Here is a 19,734-nt window from a genome sequence, read left to right on the forward strand (position 1 = left end):
CACTCACTTCAGATAGAATACTGTCTGGTTATGCCAACAGAATAGTATCTTTTGTGAGGAAATTATCGTTCTGTTTTCACTTGATGTCCGGGTAGCTCCCGATATATTTTTAAGTTTTAAAATACAATTAATATATTATTTACATGAATTTAATATTCTGAATTACAGACTTATAATACTGTTATTAAAATCACGTCCATGTGAAACAAATATAAGCAGCAATGAAGCAAATAGGAAAAAAGTGGTCGTTAATTTCAGTTTTTGTCGTAGTTTTACTACTAACAGTTGTTAGGCTATTGCTTTCTTATCGGAAAAACGCTCATTACTGTCATTAAAAAGTAACTTATCAGGGAAAATTTTATGGAATAAATGGTTTAATTTTACCGGATCAAATTTCTTTTGTTTTCTTTATATAAAGGAAGAAATAAAAGATTAACGTGCATACAATTAGCAGGAAATTATGAAGAAAACCGGAATTATCGGCTGTGGGTGGCTGGGATCAAAAATTGCAGAATCCATGTCTGGCAGATATCAAATATATACTACAGCAACAATGGTAGATAAAGTGGAAGACCTGTCGGCCAAAGGATTTAATGCTTCTGTGGCGGTCTTCCCTGATTTTCAGCTGGAAAAGAAAATCGAAGAATGGAGTGAGATTAAGGATATGGATGTTCTGATTATTACCATTCCTCTTTCCGGAAAAAGCTGTTGTGTAAGCTCACTGTATAATAGAATTCAGCATTTATTATCATTTACAGGTGATTTCAAGGGGCAAATGTTTGTGATGAGTTCTACAGGAGTATATCCGGATGCTCCGGGAGAATATAGAGAAGAAAGCCTTTCGACGGATAAGGTTCCGGGGAGAGGATGATCAGAAATAAATATCCGCAGGCGAATATTCTCAGGCTGGCCGGATTGATGGGGGATAACAGGCTTCTTAAAAACTATAATGTATCCAACCTTGACGCTCCGGTAAATCATATTCACTATGAAGATATCTGCCGTGTTATTGAAAAAATGATTGAAAAGGGCTCGGAAGGTAAGCTTTACAATATAGCAGCTCCTCAGCATCCTTCAAAAGGACAGGTGATCAATGCGCAGAAAAATTTATCGGCTATTGAAGAAAAAGTAGGAGAAGGAAAGGTAATTCTGCCTTCGAAAATGATTTCAGAGTTGGATTTTATTTTCAAATATCCTGATCCTTGTGAGTTTCATTAGAATTACTTTAAAATAAAACGGCTTGATGTTTGAGAGAGAAAAATTGCTCGCAGATTGAGCAGATCAAGCAGATATTTGCGTTTTATTAGGCAATAGAATAAGATTCAGGTATTGAAATTCTATTTTGCCTGCTGTAGAGTATAAGCTCTGTCAGCGTGATAATAGGAGTAAAATAGATCAGTTCTGTCCAACCAATTGAAATGAAGGCCGAAATTTTTTTAGCCTCCTGAATGTTGGCTTTATTACTTTTTGAAAGCTCACTATCATCATATACCAAAGAATTCTTGAGGATTGTGCCATCCTGAACCTGCATAAAATAATATTCCACAGGCATGTCCGCCCAGTCATAAGAGTGTTCTATGATGAAACTTTCAATGTGGTGGTCTCTTATTATTTTGAAAATATCCAGATCACAATGATCATTATCCCGATTGTAGGGATAGTGATCAAAGTTGTTCTGGGATTCCAGATGCTGGATATAATCACTCAAAAGGTCAAAATTTTTAGCATCTTCTATGCCAAGGTCACATGAAGTATTAAAAGGAATGAAAGTCAATTCCTTAATCCTGAAATGAACTATGTTTTTATCTAGTTCAATATTTTCTTTAATGATCAGACATGTGATATCCTGGCCCATTACCTTTAGTTATTTAATGATTCTTTCCAGCACCCAGTTAATAAGGTTCTTTTCAGAGGCATGATGGTCTGCAGAGAACTCTCCACGTCTTCTGTTGGCGATAACATTGTTGACGGTAATGGCTTTGTGGCCTAATAATTTTGAAAGCGCATAAATGGCAGAGGTTTCCATTTCAAAGTTTGTAATTCCAAGATCGTTTAATGTTTCCAGGAACTTATCATCAACTGCTTTTAAACGAAGCTGTCTTCCCTGAGGAGCGTAGAATCCCGGGAAAGTTGCTGTATTTCCATGGTATTTGGCATCTTTATAATATTCTCCCATTTCTTCTGCCCAGTCCGAGAAATAAAGCATCGGCTTGATTTTTTCATAAGGGAATTTTTCCATAAAGCTTTTGGAAAACTCGTTCTCAAAGCTGTAATCCTGATAAAAATGCATCAGCCCGTCCAGACCAACCACATTCTGGGTTACCAGCATATTATCAACCTGTACGTCAGGATTTACACTTCCGCAGGTTCCCATACGGAAAAGTTCAAGAGCTTTGTGTTCTGTCTTGAATTCTTTATTTTTAAGATCAATATTCACAAGGGCATCAAGTTCGTTCATCACGATATCGATATTCTCTGTTCCGATACCTGTGGACATTACGGTAATTCTTTCTCCTCGTAATGTTCCGGTATGGGTATAAAATTCCCTTTTATTTTTCTTGATTTCTACTTTGTCAAAATATTTTGAAACTTTTGCCACTCGGTCAGGATCTCCTACAAGGATGATCTTATCAGCAATATCTTCAGGTAAAAGGTTTAAGTGGTATACACTTCCGTCGTCATTCAGCACCAGCTCTGAGGCAGCAAGTTTATTTAGCATAATTTATATTTTTTTTTTAATTAATGAAAATAGCCTCTTTGTAAGGAGATCCGGCAAGATCATAAATCGTATCGTATTCCTCTACAATCCTTTTCTGTCCCTGGGAAATTTCGTAGACTGTAACAATGGTCTTTTCAAAATTTTTCGGGTCTTTTCTTTGGGTGGTTATTTCGTAAAATTTGTCACCTTTCTTTAATACGGAAACCATTTCTTCCTTGGTTGAGTTATTGGAATCCATCATTCCCGGAAAGTCCATTACGACATCTTTAAGGTCTGTATAATTTTTATAAGGTTTTGTCACCCCGTTTGAATACACATATACATTGGGAATTTCTTTATTTTCTTCCAGGCGTATCAGATAATAATCGTTACCTTTTTTCTCGGCATAAACAGCCATTTCTTTCTTCTTCTGTGAAAATGCACAAACTGAAAGGAAACCCGCCGCAAATGCGAATAAAACTTTTGCTTTCATGATCATATTTTGTTTTTAGTGAAATGATGTTAAAAAAAACTCTCCCAATATCTTACGTCATCATTTTTTAACCGGCTTTCAGAAATCAGCCGTTTCCAAGTATAATGAATTTGATTTCGGGGTTTAAAATTAATAAAAATATTTTACCTGAAATATAAACATTTTTTAATCTGTGCTTAAACTTAAGATAACATCGGAACGGTAGTTTTGCCGCTAAAAATTCATGAGATTATATCCGCTGCTTGCTGTAGTTATTTTGATAGGTTTGGCTGTCATGTCTTTTAACCCGGTTGATAAGGGAAAAGAAAACGAAAATACCTTTGTTAATAAAGGTTTGTCAGATTTTAAAAACAAGCTTGAGCAGCTGAAGTCGGATGTCTATAAATTTTCGGAAGATCAGATTTCTATCCAGGAGCTCCGGAATTCTTTAAGCAATACCAGAAATTCGTTTAAAGAAATTGAGTTTTATATTGCCTATCATTATCCGGAATTTACAAAAACACATCTTAATGCTGCTCCTCTGTTTCATATAGAGGCTGCAGGCACTTCTGCATATACTTTGCCTCCGGAAGGACTTCAGGTATTGGACGAACTGATATTTTCTGATGAAGCTCCGGAAGAAAAAGAAAAGATCAAAACCATTACAGATTTTCTCTACAATTCCTATTCAGGCTTTTACCTGAGTACAGTGAAGAACGGACTAAGCAGAGGAAACAACAAAACACTGCCTTTAAGGATAGAACTGATAAGAATATATACCCTTGGAGTTACAGGCTTTGATACACCAGGTTCCCTGAATATTTCCGAAGAAGCTTCACATGCATTTACCGGAATTAAACAATATATCAATGATGATGCTTATTTTAAAAACTATAACGTTCAGAAAGCCAGTCAAATCCTTACTGAAGGGATCGGTTACCTTTCAGACCATAAAGATTTTGAGGCTTTTGACAGGATTGAATTTTACAAAAAATATATCCAGCCTCTTTATGAAGAGTTTGGAAAATGGGATGGGAGAGAGGACGATCTCAAGGAGTTTTCCGGATGGAATGTAAAGAGCAGGAATCTTTTCAGCAGCGATTTTCTGGATCCGTATTTCTACACTTTACTGAAATCTTCAGAAGACAATGCCAGCCTCAGAAGTCTTGGGAAATCTATTTTCTATGATCAGAATTTAAGCCAGAATGGTAAAATGAGCTGTGCGGCCTGCCATCTTCAGAAAAATGCTTTTACAGACCTCAAAGTAAAATCGCAGAGTAATGTGGAAGGGAAAACCGTCCTGAGAAATTCTCCATCTTTGTATAATGCTGTTTTCGCCAAAAGATTTTTCTACGACCTGCGTGCATTTTATCTGGAGCAGCAGGCGGAACATGTTATCTACAATGATGATGAATTCAATACCAGCTATGAAGAAATCATCCGGAAGTTAAAAACAAAACCTGAATATACAAAAGCTTTCCGTACCGCATTTAAGGATGGTAAAATAAATAAGGAAAATTTCTCCAAGGCTTTAAGTTCCTATGTAGCCTCCCTGTATTCTTTCGATAGTGATTTTGACCGTTTTATGAGAAATGAAAAAGATATTTCTGAAGAGGTCAAAAAAGGATACAATCTTTTTATGGGGAAAGCCAATTGTGCCACCTGTCATTTTGCTCCGCATTTTTCAGGCCTTGTACCCCCGTTTTTTAATGAAAATGAATCCGAGGTCTTGGGCATTACAACAAAGCCTGTCAATCAGCTTCCTGTTGAGCTGGATTCTGATCCGGGAAGAGGAAACAGCCCTGTGAAAAAAGAAAAGTCCTGGATCTATGATTATTCTTTCAAAACAGTTACGGTGAGAAATATCGCACTTACCAAACCTTATTTCCATAATGGAGCTTTCAACACTCTGGAAGAAGTAATGGATTTCTATAACGAAGGCGGGGGAGAAGGATTGGGCCTAAAGATGAAAAACCAGACCTTACCACCGGATAAACTGGATCTTACAAAAACCGAGATCAGACAGATTATTGTCTTTCTGAATTCTTTGACGGATATCAGCAGGGCGAAGTAATTGTGGTTCGGGTTTCGGGTTAATTGGTTTCGAGTTTTGAGTTTAAAGTTTGGGTGAAAATTATTTTGGTTTTAAGAGTTGTAAAAAATCAAGTTCAGAATTATACTCAATACTATCATTAACCAATCCCGAGTAATAACCTTCTTTCGTTCATTCACCAAACCCGCATCCCGAACCTAATCGTACCCGTATTTCGCATCCCGAAACCCGCATCATTTAACAATTATTTAATTCCCTTAACATTGGGTTATAAATAAATTAATATTCTCCTCTTTATATTTAAAGTCCTATTAACAGAGGTGCCAGGCCAAAAAAATAGTTTTGCAGTGTCTAATAAATCAATAGAAAATGAAGAAAAAACTACTTACAATTGCGGCTTTGGCAATGGTTGCCGGCTTTACTGCACAGGCGCAGACTTTTTTATTCAATAAAAACTCGTCATGGAGCTACAAAGACAATAACCAGGCACTGGCAGATTCATGGAAAGGGCAAACATTTGACATTTCATCATGGGCAGTCGGAAACGGACCTCTTGGATATGGTGATCCTGTAACTACTACCATCAGCTCAGGTCTTACAACAGCTTATTTTGCTAAAGACTTTACGGTAGATTTATCAACTCTTACCGATAATATGGAACTGGGAGTGATGAGAGATGACGGAATTGTAGTTTACCTTAACGGGGTAGAAGTTGCGAGGGATAATATGCCTGCAGGGACTATTGCTTTCAGTACACCGTCCAGCACTACAATTGATGGTGCGGCGGAAAATGTGTATAATACCTTTTCTATTCCGAAATCCAGTTTTGTAAATGGTACCAACAGGATTTCCGTAGAGCTTCATAACAGATCCGGAGCCAGTTCAGACCTTAGAATAGATGCTTATTTAAAGACAATACCAACTGTAGCAGGATGCACAGGAACACATATCAGCTGTTTTACTTCAATTGTTCCTACTGCACAAACCAATAAACTGATTATTCCTGCAGAACACAAATACCAGCTTCTCTTAAAAGAAGGCGACAATTATACTGAAGGAGGCGGAATGGTAGGCGGCCAGAATGACTTCACAGCCTATGTTGCCAAAGCAGGAAGCAGCACAAACGGGTACCTTTCTGTAAACCACGAAACCAATCCGGGAGGTGTTACCATGGCTGAGGTGAATTACAATGCTTCTACAAAACTTTGGCAGCTGACAAGATCCAGAGCTGTAAGCTTTTCAGATCCTAGCCTGGTTCAGACAATCAGAAACTGTTCAGGTGGAATTACTCCTTGGGGAACAGTGGTTACAGCCGAAGAATCTGTTACTTCCAACGATGTAAACGGTGACGGTTATAAAGATTACGGGTGGTTAGTGGAAATTGATCCTGCTACGGCACAGGTGATTTCTAAAAATGCAGACGGGTCTAAAGGAAAGCTTTGGCAGATGGGCATCATGAACCACGAAAATGTAGTGGTAAACAATGCCGGAACTACAGCCTATTACGGAGAAGACGGAGGAACTCATATGGTGTACAAATATGTAATGGATACTCCAAACGATCTTTCTTCAGGAAATCTGTATGTATTAAAACTGGACCAGGGATTAAGCGTTGCCGGAGATCCTGTAGTAACTACCGCAACATGGATCCAGGTTCCGAATAAGATAAAAGCAGATCAGAATAACACCACAGCTCTTGCTCAGTCGCTTGGAGGAACAAGATTTAACGGAGTAGAAGATGTAGACATCAGCCCGCTGGATGGAAAAATTTATTTTACAGCCAAAGGTCTGGATAAAGTATACCGTCTTCAGGATAACGGAGCAACTGCTTCTCAGGTTGAAACTTTTGTAGGAGGTTCCTCTACCACGTACTCATTCAATACTCCACAGGGAATGAAGAGTGAAGCATGGGGCGATGGAAACGATAACCTTACTTTTGATGAGCTTGGAAACCTTTGGGTTCTTCAGGATGGTGGGAAAAATTATATTTGGGTTATTGCCCCGGATCATACGCAGGCCAATCCTAAAGTAAGACTTTTCGCTTCAATGCCGGCAGGATCGGAGCCGACAGGACTAACGTTTACTCCTGACCATAAATTCGGTTTCTTCTCGATCCAGCACCCTGATTCTACCATTACTACAGATATAGATGCTACAGGAAATACGATCGATTACAGAGGAAAATCGGCTACGGTTGTTATTGCCTTAAAGCAAAACCTGGGAACTTCCGGAGCATTGGGAACGGTTGAAAACGAAAATGCAGAAAATACGGTTAATGTAGCTCCAAATCCTACTTCAGGAATTGTTAAGATCAATTCACCAAAAGGCTTGAAAGATATTTCAGTAACAGCATACAGCATAGACGGAAAAATTGTTTATACCAGAAAATTCAGTGGAGTAAACAGATCATTGGATCTTGATTTTACCCATCAGCTGGAATCATCCCGCATCCTTGTTCTGAATATTGAGGCACAAGGCGGTTTCCAGAAGACCGTGAAATTATTGAAAAAGTAAATATTAATATCTGTTTTGGCTGCGGCGGCGAAGCCGCCGCAGCCAAAACTTCTTTCTATGAAAAAATTATCCTATTTATTTCCGTTTTATATCTCTGCCAGATCAGGGCACAGATCGATCCGGTAAAATATCCCACTTTTACCAGCATTGATGAGGCATTGAACAGTGAAAAGACGGTTTATAGTATAAGTTTCAGGCAAAAAGGGCTTTTCAATCTTCCCCCGCAGATTTCCAGACTGCAGTCTTTGTTTTTCCTGAACATCATGGGAAACAAACTTGAAAAAATGGATCAGGAGATTTTTACCTTAACTGAACTTGAGATTTTGAATGTGAATGAAAACAGCATCAGATACATTCCTGATGAAATAGGAAATCTGAAAAAGCTGAACACTTTCTCGATGAACCTGAATGGTCTTTCAAGCATTAATTCCAATATCGCCAAACTTCAAAATTTAAAGGCAGTGCATTTTGATGCCAATAATCTTAATGTATTTCCGGAGGCACTGATGGAAATTCCTGCACTGGAAGAAATTAACCTGCAGGGAAATCAGATCAGTATCATTGCTGACCGTTTGTACAGGATCAAAAATTTAAAATTTCTCAATTTATCTGAAAATCAGATTAATGATCTGGGAAACCTTTCCTTTCCGAAAAATTTAAAATACCTTGAATTGCAGCAGAATGCAATTGTAAAACTTCCGGAAAACCTTTTCAAGGCTCAGAATCTTGAATTTTTGAATGCAAGCAGCAATCACATCACGGAAATTTCTCCTAAGATAAAAGGATTGGAAAATATAGTCAGTATGAATCTGGCCCATAACCATTTGAAAGATCTTCCTTCAGAAATAACACAGCTGAAAAAGCTGAAAACCCTTATTCTGACAGGAAATCCAATAGAAAAAACAAAGATTGAACGGTTAAAAAACCTGATGCCGGAAACCCAGATCTATTTCTAGATCTATCCGCCGACTCTTTTGGTTTTGTATCCCATTTCTTTAAGGATATTCATTATTTTGTCACGGTTATCACCCTGAATAATGATCGTTCCGTCTTTCTCTGAGCCACCTATTCCCAGGGTGGTTTTTATTTTTTTAGAGATTTTCTTTAAATCTTCTTCACTGCCTTCCCAGCCTCCAACAATCGTTACAGGCTTACCGTTTCTGCCTTTCTTCTCAAATTTGCACACCAAAGGTTCCTGCTGCTTAAATTCTTCTTTAGGCATCTCAAAATCCTGTTCTTCGTGTTCAGGAAATAGGTTCTTTAACTGGTCTCGTAAATCCATAGAGCAAAATTAAATAATAATTTATAAAAGTACATCAGCAAGTTTGAAAATTAATTATGCTATTTCTATTGATACCAGTAGCCTGAAGAAACATCATTTTTTCTCCTGATCTTTTCAAAATAAACCCTCCAAATTCTTCTATTCATCCGAAATTAGGTAAATTTGTGTAACAAAAAGTTATACAAAATGTCAAAAAAAGCAATATTAGCAATCCTTGACGGATGGGGACTGGGGACAAATCCTGAGGTTTCTGCCCTGGATAAAGCAAACACTCCATTTATAGACAGCTGTTATCAAAAATTTCCACATACAACTCTGGAGGCCAGCGGCCTGGCTGTAGGACTTCCTGCAGGGCAGATGGGGAATTCTGAGGTAGGACATATGAATCTGGGAGCAGGAAGGGTAGTTTACCAGAACCTTGTAAAGCTCAATATGGCAGTGGAAAACGGAACACTGGGACAGCAGCAGGTTATTCAGGATGCTTTCGAATATGCTAAAAGAGAAAATAAAAAACTTCACTTTATCGGATTGGTTTCCAATGGTGGGGTACACTCCCATATCAATCACTTGAAAGGATTACTTACCGCTGCTCACGAGTATGGTTTGAATGAAAATGTATTTGTACATGCCTTTACGGACGGAAGAGACTGTGATCCGCATTCAGGACTTGGCTTTATAGAAGAACTGCAGGAGCATATGCAGAAAACTGTAGGAAAACTGGCAACCGTAATCGGGAGATATTATGCTATGGACCGTGACAAAAGATGGGAGCGTGTAAAACTGGCATATGATGCAATGGTAGAAGGTGTAGGGCTGCAAACCACAGATGCATTGGCTGCCATCAAAGATTCTTACAATAATAATGTAACCGATGAATTCTTAAAACCTATCATTTTAGTCAACACTACAGCGACAGGAAATATAGTTCCGGTGGCAAAAATTGTGGATAATGATGTGGTTATCTGTTTCAATTTCCGTACAGACAGAGGACGTGAAATCACAGAAGTACTTTCCCAGCAAGATTTCCCTGAATTTTTTATGCGTAAGCTGAACCTTCATTATATTACTTTAACCAATTATGACAAGACCTTCCAGAATGTACAGGTTGTATTTGATGAAGAAGTTTTGAAGGAAACAATGGGTGAAATTCTTGAAAGAAACGGAAAAACGCAGATCAGGATTGCCGAAACAGAGAAATATCCTCACGTAACATTCTTCTTTTCCGGAGGAAGGGAAGAGGAATTCAATGGGGAGAGAAGACTCCTATGCCCAAGTCCGAAAGATGTGCCTACTTACGATCTTAAGCCTGAAATGTCTGCTTATGACATTACCAATGCCATCGTACCGGAACTTGAAAACGGAACCGCTGATTTTGTCTGCTTAAATTTTGCTAATACAGATATGGTAGGGCATACAGGTGTTTTTGAAGCTGCCGTAAAAGCTGCCGAAACAGTAGATAAATGCATTGAAAAAGTAGCAACCGCTGCCTATGAAAACGGTTATGCTGTATTTATCCTGGCTGACCACGGAAATTCAGATGTAATGATCAATCCGGACGGAACACCAAATACTCAGCATTCCACCAACCTTGTCCCGTTTATTGTTATGGATAAGGACCACACATGGAATTTAAAACCCGGAAAACTGGGTGATGTAGCGCCTACTATTTTAAAAGTAATGGGTGTGGAAATTCCGGAAGTAATGACAGGAGACATTTTAGTTAGCTAAAATTTAATAATATTGTCATAAAAATGCCATTATTATAACAGATGGCGGCATTTTTGTATGATTTATATCAGTCATGGTATGGGTTGCATACGTTATTATGCCACAAATAATAAATAAATCATATCTTTGCAAATTAAAATCTATTTAGTCAGATGTATCAAAAGCTTGTTAGGAAAGAAGTAATGGGAATATTGGAAAAGGAAGTAACCTCTTTTCTGGATAAATTTTTAACGCCAATTGAAAAAATATGGCAGCCTTCCGATTACCTGCCTGATCCGTCAAGCTCAGATTTTAAATATGATCTTGAAGAAATTCAGACTTTTGCCCGTGAGATGCCTTACGACTTATTTGTAACCCTGATCGGGGACTGTATTACAGAAGAAGCATTACCATCTTATGAATCATGGTTAATGGGTGTTGAAGGAATCGACCAGGAAGAAAAAGTAGGCTGGGCCAACTGGGTAAGAGCATGGACTGCCGAAGAAAACAGACACGGAGATCTTCTTAATAAGTATCTTTACCTGTGCGGAAGAGTAAACATGAGAGAAGTGGAAATTACCACTCAATATCTTATCAACGATGGTTTTGATCTGGGAACAAGCATGGACCCTTACAGAAACTTCATCTATACAAGCTTCCAGGAAACAGCAACCAACATTTCTCACCGTAGAGTAGGAACACTGGCCAAGCAGTCCGGAAACGGAAAACTGGCAAAAATGTGTGGTGTTATTGCTGCAGATGAAGCCAGACACGCCAAAGCTTACAAGCACTTCGTTGCCAAAATTCTTGAAATAGACCCATCAGAAATGATTCTTGCTTTCGAAGATATGATGCGTAAGAAAATCGTTATGCCTGCCCACCTGATGAGACAGTCCGGACAGAAAGCCGGAGAGCTTTGGGGACATTTCTCAGATGCTGCCCAGAGATGCATGGTGTATACAGGAAACGATTATATCAATATTTTATCAGACCTGTTGGATGAATGGAAGATTGAACACGTAAAAGGACTTACCGAAAAAGCTGAAAAAGCTCAGGAATATTTAATGAAACTGCCTGCAAGACTACAGAAAATCACAGACAGAGTTTCTACACCGGACCTTCAGTTCCAGTTTAATTGGGTGAAAAGTTAGTTCTATACTACTTAAATTATAAAAACTTAAGAGTGCCATCGTTTTCGGCACTCTTTTTATTTCTTATCTTTGCAAAGCTAAAAAAAGACAAAATGTTAAATAATAAAAAAATTGCTGTAGATTTCGACGGAACTATCGTGGATGATGCATATCCGGCAATTGGCAAAGCAAAAATTTTTGCTTTTGAAACACTAAAAAAACTTCAGGCAGAAGGATACAGATTAATCCTCTGGACATATAGACACGGAAAAACGTTAGATGAAGCCGTAGAATTCTGCAGACAGAACGGAGTAGAGTTTTATGCTGTAAATTCAAGCTTTGAAGGAGAAGTTTTCGATCCTGAGAACCAATCCAGAAAACTGGATGCAGACTGGTTCATCGACGACAGAAATCTGGGCGGATTCCCGGGCTGGGGTGAAATTTATAATATTATCCAGGAAAGAATAGAATTCCGTGTAGAAGGAAAAGAAGTTTTAGCTTATTCAAAACTGAAAAAAGAAAAGAAAAAAGGACTTTTCTGGTAAAAATAATATAACAATTTAATAGTATAACAATGTAACAATAATCACTTGCAAAATTGTTACACTGGTAAATTAATACAATGATTCAATTAAAAACAATAGAAGAACTCCGTTTGATGAAGGAGAGTGCACACCTGGTTTCAAAGACGCTGGGAATGCTTGCCAAAGAAATAAAACCGGGAATCAATACCTTATATCTTGATAAGCTGGCTCATGATTTTATTAAAGATCATGGAGCAGAACCTGCTTTTTTAGGATACGGAGGTTTCCCGAATTCTTTATGTATTTCTCCGAATGATCAGGTGGTTCACGGTTTCCCTAATAAGGATATTGTAAAAGAAGGAGACGTTCTTTCTGTGGACTGTGGGGTTGTTCTTAACGGTTTCGTAGGCGATCATGCCTACACATTTGAAATCGGGGAAGTAAAACCTGAGGTTAAAAAACTGCTGCAGGTAACCAAAGAATCCCTTTATAAAGGAATTGCACAGTGTGTAAGAGGAAAAAGGATAGGGGATATTTCCCATGCCATCCAGTCGCACTGTGAAAAAGAAGGGTATGGCGTGGTAAAAGAACTTGTAGGGCACGGCCTTGGAAGACAAATGCATGAAGATCCACAGGTTCCGAATTATGGAAGACAGGGAAGCGGAAAAGTCATCAAAGACGGTCTGGCCATCGCCATCGAGCCTATGGTAAACCTGGGAACGGAAAAAGTGAAATTTCATAATGATGGCTGGACGGTAACCACTTTGGATAATCTGCCTTCTGCCCACTTTGAGCATGATGTGGCGGTGATCAATGGGAAACCGGTACTGCTTTCCACATTTAAATATGTTTATGAGGCTTTAGGGATTGTAAGTGATGAGGAAAAGCCGTTCCAATTGGATTTTTAATGAAAAAAGTAACTAAACTTTTACTTAATAAAATACCTCGCCCAATGCTTATAAAAATGAGTATCTGGGCGAGGCCGCTTATCTACCAGTTTTTCAAGGGAGATGAATTCTATGACCCTATTGATGGAAGATCTTACCGGAAATTCCTTCCTTATGGCTATGGAAAGCAAAGGGAAAATGCCCTTTCTCCGGGAACGCTGAGCCTGGAGAGACATCGCCAGATGTGGCTTTATCTTCAGAATGAGACAGATTTTTTTATCAAAAATGCCAAAGTGCTGCATATTGCCCCCGAACAGGAATTTCTCAGGAAATTCAAAATGATGAAAAACCTGAACTATATTTCGGCAGACCTTTTCTCTCCGATTGTAGACGTGAAAGCTGATATCCTGGATCTGCCTTTTGAAGATAACAGTTTCGATATTGTATTCTGTAATCATGTTCTGGAACATATAGAAGATGATGCAAAAGCTATGAGTGAGCTGTACAGGGTAATGAAACCCGGAGGCTGGGGAATCTTTCAGGTTCCGATGAGAAACTCTATGGAAAAAACCTACGAAGATTTCACCATTACTGATCCTAAAGAACGTCAGAAACACTTCGGACAGTACGACCATGTTCGCTGGTATGGAATAGATTATTTCGATCGCCTGAGAAAAGCCGGCTTTGAAACCGAACCGAATTTCTACTCTCAGAATTTTTCAGAAGAAGAAATCAAAAAATACGGGTTAAGGAAAAACGAGATTTTACCTGTAGTTTTCAAAAATAAATAATAAACCCGCTTTCTTTATGAAGTCGGGTTTATTTAATATAGATAGAAATTGTTTTCCTGATTAGTGAGAGACAGATTTCAGTCCCACCACGGAACCAATAAGGGTGACGATGAAAAATATCCTCCAGAAGCTTACCGGATCCTTAAAAAGAAAATTCCCATCAGGGCTGTTCCTACGGCTCCTATCCCTGTCCATACTGCATAAGCTGTCCCCATCGGAAGAGTTTGTGTAGCTTTGATCAGCAGTACCATACTGATGGTCATGGTAATCAGGAAACCGGCGTACCACAAATACATTTCAGTTCCGGATGTTTCTTTGGCTTTTCCCAGGCATGATGCAAAAGCAACCTCAAATAATCCGGCGACAATTAAAATAATCCAATTCATTTTTTTAAATTTTCTCTCCTGCAAATTTCAGGATTTGAGAGGAAACAAAATTTTACAATTGTTAAAAAATGACGATATTTTAATCAGGGTTGGAGAATGTAGGCAGGAAGTCTGAAGCTGGAGGAGGGGAGTTATTGATTCCCGAAAGCATAGCTGGAAAGCAATTTTATTTTACTGTTCATTAAATTTAAAGGTAACTGTTGAAAATGAATGCCCGATGGTAACGTCCAGCTCCCAGCTCCCATCTTCCATCTTCCATCTTCAAGCCCTCTTATTTGATCTCCGCACGTATTCTGCTGAGGCTTACCTGCGTAATTCCAAGATAAGAAGCAATATGTCCCAGCTGAACCCTTTTTAAAAGGTCCGGTTTATTAGTCATCAGATCTTTATAACGTTCCAGCGAGGTTTTGAACTGCCTTGAAATAATCAGTTCTTCCGTTCTTACAAGCTCCCGTTCTGCGAATTTCCGGCCCCAGTTGGCAATATAAATATCCTCATTGAAAAGCTTTTTCAGATTTTCTGTTTCCAGGACGTACAGATCACAGTCTTCCAGAAGCTCAATGCTTTCATAGCCGGGTTTATCCTCCACATAACTCTTCATGGAAACAATGGTTTCACCTTCACTTCCGAACCAGAATGTAATATCATTATCCTGAGTGGAAGCATACGCCCGTACCATACCTTTCCTGATAAAATAGATGTAGGGAATGATTTTATCTGCTTCCATGAGGCAGAAGTTTTTCGGATATGAGACTTCTTTGATATGCTGTTTTAAAGCATCTTTAGAAGCTTCAGGCATCCTGTAAATATGGTCAAGGATTTGGTCTATATCCATAAAAATTCTAGATATCAGTTTTAAAAATTAATACAATTTGGGTTAATTGGAAATTTTATTTTTTTATGGCTTTTTCCACTTCTTCAAATGCAGACTGAGCAAAATATTTCCACTTGTTTTGATGCTCGGCAGGAATCTGAACCCATCCTTTCATCTTTTTTCCTTCCGACGGTTCAAAAATGCTAGCACCCTTCAAATCCAAAGCTTCTTCTAAGAGTTTACCACCAAGCTTAATTGCAATATTTCCATTTTTAGACAGCAGGAAAGCTTTACCGTTAGAAGCTTTAAGGCAAAGAGCACCAAACATTTTGCCCTGTTGGGCTTCCGGCATGTTGGCTGCCAGTTCAGCAAAATGCTTTTCTGCTTCGGTCATAATTCATTTTTGCTATAAATATATTACTTTTTCAAAGGCCGGACTTACTTTTCACAGAAACAAAACCCAATTAAATTTTGTTTTCACTAACTTTGCACCCCGGTTCAATATTGAGCCTAAAAAATAATATATGCACAAAGCAGGATTCGTAAATATAGTCGGAAAGCCTAATGCCGGAAAATCTACCTTATTAAACCAATTAATGGGGAGAAACTGGCTATTGTAACACAAAAGGCACAGACAACACGCCACAGGATTTTTGGAATTTATAATGAAGATGATTTACAGATCGTATTTTCAGATACGCCCGGAGTTTTAGACGCCAAGTATGGCCTTCAGGAAAAAATGATGGATTTTGTAAAGGATTCTTTACAGGATGCGGATGTATTCTTATTCATTGTAGACGTTACCGATAAAGCCGAGCCTTCAGAATTTTTAATTGATAAACTGAATAAGATCCCGGTTCCGGTACTGCTTCTTCTGAATAAAGTAGATCAGACCACACAGGAAGGACTGGAAAAGTTGGTGGAAGACTGGCACAACAGGATTCCGAAAGCGGAAATTCTTCCTATTTCTGCCCTGAATGCTTTCAATACAGATATTATTCTGCCAAAACTAAGATCCCTGCTTCCGGAGAATCCTCCTTATTATGACAAAGATCTGTACACCGATAAACCTGAGCGTTTTTTTGTGAACGAGGCCATCCGTGAAAAAATTCTTCTCAACTACGAGAAAGAAATCCCGTATTCTGTGGAGGTAGTTACCGAGCAGTTTAAAGAAAAAGAAGGAATTATTTTCATCGATTCTATTATTTATGTAGAAAGAGATACCCAGAAAGGAATTATCATCGGACATAAAGGAGAAGCTATAAAAAAAGTAGGAACAGAAGCGAGGCTGGATCTTGAAAAATTCTTTTCCAAAAAAATACATTTGAATCTTTTTGTGAAAGTGAAAAAAGACTGGCGTAAAAATGACAGAGATCTGAAAAATTTCGGATACAGATAAACTAAAAACACCTGAAATTCCGTTCTATTAAAAGATTTTTAGTAACTTTAATCTAAATTTTTAGTAAATGAACTATTTTCAGTCCAATTCCAGCTCACTACCTAAAGATATTGTTTTATTTGCAGTGAGAGTATTTGTAGGTTTTGCCATGCTTTCTCACGGTTTTCCGAAACTTCAGATGCTGTTGGAAGGCGGTAAAATAGAGTTCTTCAACTTTATAGGATTAGGGCCTTTGGTGAGCCTTGTTCTTACGGTTATTGCTGAATTCGTTTGTTCAATACTTCTCATATTAGGTCTTTTTACAAGAGTTTCTTTAGGTTTCCTGATCTTTACAATGGCCATTGCTGCTTTTTTAGTTCACGGGGCAGATCCTTTTGACAAAAGAGAGCTGAGTCTTATCTACCTGTCTGTTTATCTTCTGCTGATGGCCTTTGGCGCCGGAAAAATATCAGTAGATCATATGATAGAAAAAAGAAAAGAGCTTCGGATTGGTAATCCGGTTCATATAAAGCAAAAGAGCATTAGATATAGTGCTCTTTTTTTATGTGCTAAAATTTTAAATTTTTGGATTTTCTGGAAAATAATGACTTGAATAAGCTGTTTCAGGTGCTTAAAATCACTATTTTCGTAGAAAATGAATTATATGAAGATAAAACTGACAATTTGCCTTCTGGCATTTCTCAATTTCTATGATGCACAGGAAAATATTACTTATCAAAAGCCATCCGCTGAAATTCTAAAGCTTGCAGATTACGAAAGACCTCCGAGTGTTCTGATGAACAGCAAAAAAGACTGGGTGGTTTTCACTTACCGTCCTACCTATAAAACTCTGGAGGACCTTAACCAGCAGGAAATGAAGCTTGCCGGCCTGAGGATTAATCCGGTGACCAATATCTCAAGCAGTGTTACTTATTCCAATAATCTGAAGATCAGAAAGATCAATGATAAAAATGAGATCCAGGTAAAGAACCTGCCGGCCAATCCTAAGATTACCTATATTTCATTTTCGCCGGATGAAAAAACACTGGCATTTACCCACACAACCGATAAAGGAGTTGAGCTTTGGATCGTCAATCTGGAAACCGCTTCAGCCAAAAAGATTACCGGTGATAACCTGAATGCAAATTTAGGAGCTCCATATACGTGGTCCAATGATTCACAAAGCCTGCTGGTCAGAACTCTTCCCCAAAACAGACCGGCTCTGATAGATGCCAGCAAAGATCTTCCGACAGGACCCATTGTTTCTACTGCTGACGGTAAAGTTTCGCAAAACAGAACCTATCAGGACCTTCTTAAAAATCCTCAGGATGAAAAAAACTTTGAAGTTCTTACCGCTTCTGAGATTTACAACGTTGACCTGAACGGAAACCTTAAAAAAGTAAAAGATCAGGATATGTATTCCGGTTTAAGCTTTTCCCCGGACGGAAACTATTTAATGGCCACTGTGATCAAAAAACCGTTCTCGTATATCGTTCCATTAAACAGATTCCCTTCGACTACGACGGTATATGACCTGAAAGGAAATGCTGTAAAAACAGTAAATGATGTTCCTTTGAATGAAATCATGCCGAAAGGATTCTCATCGGTAAGAACAGGAAAAAGAAGCATGGGCTGGAGAAGTGATGCTCCGGCTACCTTAGTGTTTGCCGAAGCTCTGGACGGGGAGACCAATCTAAAGCCGCAGAGTACAGAGATGAGATCTTTACCTGGGAAGCCCCTTTTACAGCTGCTCCGAAGTCATTCTTTAAAACCAAACAGAGATATGAAGGGGTGAGCTGGACGAATGATCATTATGCCGTAGTCTCCGAAGGCTGGTACGATACGAGAAATACCAAATCTTTCCTGGTAGATCTTAATAACGGTGAATCAAAAGTTATTGATGACAGGAACTATCAGGATGTTTACAGTGATCCCGGAAATTTTAATACAGCAAAAAACCAGTACGGAAGAACCGTTATTGATATGAAAGGCGGGAAAACCTACCTTATAGGAGATGGATTCACGAAAGACGGGCAGCATCCTTTCATTGATGAAATGGATGTAAAGTCACTGAAAAAGAAAAGGCTCTACACTTCCAACATAAAGAATGGTAAGGAAGAGATTATTGATATTCTCAATCCTTCAAAAGGAGAAATCTTAACGACCCAACAGTCCCCGAGCCTTTATCCGAACTATTTTAAAAAGAATATTAAATCCAATAAAGCAGAAGCCGTAACCCATTTTGCCAACCCTTTTGAAAGCATTAAAGATGTTTATAAAGAGGTGATCACCTATAAAAGAAATGACGGAGTTACTTTAACGGGTACACTTTATCTGCCTGCCAACTACGACAGAAAAGCTAAAAAAGAAAAACTTCCTTTACTGATCTGGGCATATCCTACAGAATATAAAGATAAAAATACAGCCGGACAGAATACCCAAAATCCTAACGACTTTACCTTCCCATATTACGGTTCTTTCGTATACTGGACTACAAAAGGATATGCGGTACTGGATGATGCTGCCTTCCCGATCATCGGCGAAGGGAAAACAGAACCGAATGATACCTTTATTCCGCAGTTGGTGGCCAACGGAAGAGCTGCCATAGACGCGGTAGACCAGTTGGGATATATTGACAGGACCAAAGTGGCTGTAGGAGGCCATTCATACGGCGCTTTTATGACGGCTAACCTTTTGACCCATTCTAAAGATTATGCCTGTGGTATTGCAAGAAGCGGTGCTTATAACAGAACTCTGACTCCGTTTGGGTTCCAGAGCGAGCAGAGAAATTACTGGGATGTCCCTGAAATTTATAACACGATGTCACCGTTCATGAATGCAGACAAAATGAAAATGCCATTGTTATTGGTCCATGGTGATGCGGACAATAACCCGGGAACATTCACCTTGCAGACGGAAAGATATTTCCAGGCCCTGAAAAACCTGGGCGCACCTGTAAAGATGGTTCTTCTTCCAAAAGAGGCCCATGGCTATGTTGCCAAAGAGAATATTTTACACCTTTTATGGGAGCAGGATCAGTTCCTTGAGAAGTGTCTGAAGAAATAAAATAATTTAACAAAAAGCTCGTTCACTTTTGG

At 38.6% G+C, this 19,734-nt stretch carries 17 protein-coding genes and 3 pseudogenes; 13 read left to right on the forward strand and 7 right to left on the reverse strand.

Annotated features, from left to right (window positions below; all coding sequences use genetic code 11):
* The first annotated feature begins 460 nt into the window (after nucleotides 1-460).
* On the forward strand, nucleotides 461-871 hold the full coding sequence (locus tag N4G44_RS08555) for a Rossmann-fold NAD(P)-binding domain-containing protein (protein ID WP_474925987.1): 411 nt from the start codon (nucleotides 461-463) through the stop codon (nucleotides 869-871).
* Nucleotides 868-1,218 carry a Rossmann-fold NAD(P)-binding domain-containing protein gene (locus N4G44_RS08560; RefSeq protein ID WP_474925988.1) on the forward strand — a complete coding sequence of 117 codons (351 nt, stop codon included), beginning with the start codon at nucleotides 868-870 and terminating at the stop codon, nucleotides 1,216-1,218. The genes N4G44_RS08555 and N4G44_RS08560 overlap by 4 nt, the downstream gene beginning before the upstream one ends.
* 85 nt (nucleotides 1,219-1,303) lie before the next feature.
* Here the strand turns inward: N4G44_RS08560 and N4G44_RS08565 are convergent, their stop codons facing one another.
* The 3 genes from N4G44_RS08565 to N4G44_RS08575 are packed head-to-tail and all read right to left on the reverse strand — an operon-like array spanning nucleotide 1,304 to nucleotide 3,191.
* Entirely contained in the window at nucleotides 1,304-1,855 is a 552-nt protein-coding gene (locus N4G44_RS08565; protein ID WP_474925990.1) for a hypothetical protein, read from the reverse strand.
* A gap of 9 nt (nucleotides 1,856-1,864) precedes the next feature.
* A complete protein-coding gene (locus N4G44_RS08570; RefSeq protein ID WP_474925992.1) occupies nucleotides 1,865-2,719 on the reverse strand; it encodes a nucleoside phosphorylase in 855 nt (284 codons plus the stop codon).
* A gap of 16 nt (nucleotides 2,720-2,735) precedes the next feature.
* Nucleotides 2,736-3,191, reverse strand: coding sequence for a hypothetical protein (locus N4G44_RS08575; protein ID WP_474925993.1), 456 nt, complete (start codon nucleotides 3,189-3,191; stop codon nucleotides 2,736-2,738).
* Nucleotides 3,192-3,414: 223 nt separating this feature from the next.
* Between N4G44_RS08575 and N4G44_RS08580 the strand changes: the two genes are divergently transcribed.
* The 3 genes from N4G44_RS08580 to N4G44_RS08590 all read left to right on the forward strand — a co-directional run bounded on the left by N4G44_RS08580 (nucleotide 3,415) and on the right by N4G44_RS08590 (nucleotide 8,693).
* On the forward strand, nucleotides 3,415-5,244 hold the full coding sequence (locus tag N4G44_RS08580) for a cytochrome-c peroxidase (protein WP_474925995.1): 1,830 nt from the start codon (nucleotides 3,415-3,417) through the stop codon (nucleotides 5,242-5,244).
* Between the two features lie 348 nt (nucleotides 5,245-5,592).
* The gene (locus N4G44_RS08585; RefSeq protein ID WP_474925996.1) at nucleotides 5,593-7,737 is read left to right on the forward strand and encodes an alkaline phosphatase PhoX; all 2,145 of its coding nucleotides are present in this window, start codon (nucleotides 5,593-5,595) and stop codon (nucleotides 7,735-7,737) included.
* 158 nt (nucleotides 7,738-7,895) lie between these two features.
* On the forward strand, nucleotides 7,896-8,693 hold the full coding sequence (locus N4G44_RS08590; RefSeq protein ID WP_474925998.1) for a leucine-rich repeat domain-containing protein: 798 nt from the start codon (nucleotides 7,896-7,898) through the stop codon (nucleotides 8,691-8,693).
* 2 nt (nucleotides 8,694-8,695) lie between these two features.
* On the opposite strand, the gene N4G44_RS08595 is transcribed toward N4G44_RS08590, so the two are convergent.
* Nucleotides 8,696-9,019, reverse strand: coding sequence for a translation initiation factor (locus tag N4G44_RS08595; RefSeq protein WP_474926000.1), 324 nt, complete (start codon nucleotides 9,017-9,019; stop codon nucleotides 8,696-8,698).
* A 186-nt stretch (nucleotides 9,020-9,205) separates the two neighbouring features.
* On the opposite strand from N4G44_RS08595, the gene gpmI reads away from it, so the two are divergent.
* The 5 genes from gpmI to N4G44_RS08620 all read left to right on the forward strand — a co-directional run bounded on the left by gpmI (nucleotide 9,206) and on the right by N4G44_RS08620 (nucleotide 14,058).
* The gene (gene gpmI, locus N4G44_RS08600; RefSeq protein WP_474926002.1) at nucleotides 9,206-10,747 is read left to right on the forward strand and encodes a 2,3-bisphosphoglycerate-independent phosphoglycerate mutase; all 1,542 of its coding nucleotides are present in this window, start codon (nucleotides 9,206-9,208) and stop codon (nucleotides 10,745-10,747) included.
* Nucleotides 10,748-10,899: 152 nt separating this feature from the next.
* Nucleotides 10,900-11,877 carry an acyl-ACP desaturase gene (locus tag N4G44_RS08605; protein ID WP_474926003.1) on the forward strand — a complete coding sequence of 326 codons (978 nt, stop codon included), beginning with the start codon at nucleotides 10,900-10,902 and terminating at the stop codon, nucleotides 11,875-11,877.
* 92 nt (nucleotides 11,878-11,969) lie between these two features.
* Nucleotides 11,970-12,401, forward strand: coding sequence for a BT0820 family HAD-type phosphatase (locus tag N4G44_RS08610; RefSeq protein ID WP_474926005.1), 432 nt, complete (start codon nucleotides 11,970-11,972; stop codon nucleotides 12,399-12,401).
* Between the two features lie 77 nt (nucleotides 12,402-12,478).
* Entirely contained in the window at nucleotides 12,479-13,288 is an 810-nt protein-coding gene (map, locus tag N4G44_RS08615) for a type I methionyl aminopeptidase (protein WP_474926006.1), read from the forward strand.
* Nucleotides 13,288-14,058: a class I SAM-dependent methyltransferase gene (locus N4G44_RS08620; protein ID WP_474926008.1), complete on the forward strand. Its 771-nt coding sequence runs from the start codon at nucleotides 13,288-13,290 to the stop codon at nucleotides 14,056-14,058. The genes map and N4G44_RS08620 overlap by 1 nt, the downstream gene beginning before the upstream one ends.
* A gap of 60 nt (nucleotides 14,059-14,118) precedes the next feature.
* Here the strand turns inward: N4G44_RS08620 and N4G44_RS08625 are convergent.
* The 3 genes and pseudogenes from N4G44_RS08625 to N4G44_RS08635 form a co-directional block, all read right to left on the reverse strand.
* Nucleotides 14,119-14,444: pseudogene (locus N4G44_RS08625) on the reverse strand (DMT family transporter).
* Between the two features lie 271 nt (nucleotides 14,445-14,715).
* Nucleotides 14,716-15,279 carry a Crp/Fnr family transcriptional regulator gene (locus tag N4G44_RS08630; RefSeq protein WP_474926009.1) on the reverse strand — a complete coding sequence of 188 codons (564 nt, stop codon included), beginning with the start codon at nucleotides 15,277-15,279 and terminating at the stop codon, nucleotides 14,716-14,718.
* A 55-nt stretch (nucleotides 15,280-15,334) separates the two neighbouring features.
* Nucleotides 15,335-15,652 (reverse strand): hypothetical protein, encoded by a 318-nt coding sequence (locus tag N4G44_RS08635; protein WP_474926011.1) that lies wholly within the window; start codon nucleotides 15,650-15,652, stop codon nucleotides 15,335-15,337.
* A gap of 130 nt (nucleotides 15,653-15,782) precedes the next feature.
* Here N4G44_RS08635 and era point away from each other — a divergent pair.
* From era to N4G44_RS08650, 3 genes and pseudogenes are all read left to right on the forward strand, one after another.
* Nucleotides 15,783-16,657: pseudogene (gene era, locus N4G44_RS08640) on the forward strand (GTPase Era).
* Between the two features lie 67 nt (nucleotides 16,658-16,724).
* On the forward strand, nucleotides 16,725-17,249 hold the full coding sequence (locus tag N4G44_RS08645; RefSeq protein WP_474926013.1) for a DoxX family protein: 525 nt from the start codon (nucleotides 16,725-16,727) through the stop codon (nucleotides 17,247-17,249).
* A 51-nt stretch (nucleotides 17,250-17,300) separates the two neighbouring features.
* Nucleotides 17,301-19,702 (forward strand): annotated as a pseudogene (locus N4G44_RS08650) (alpha/beta hydrolase family protein).
* Nucleotides 19,703-19,734 lie beyond the last annotated feature (32 nt).

This window comes from Chryseobacterium sp. GTID13 (genome assembly GCF_056172655.1).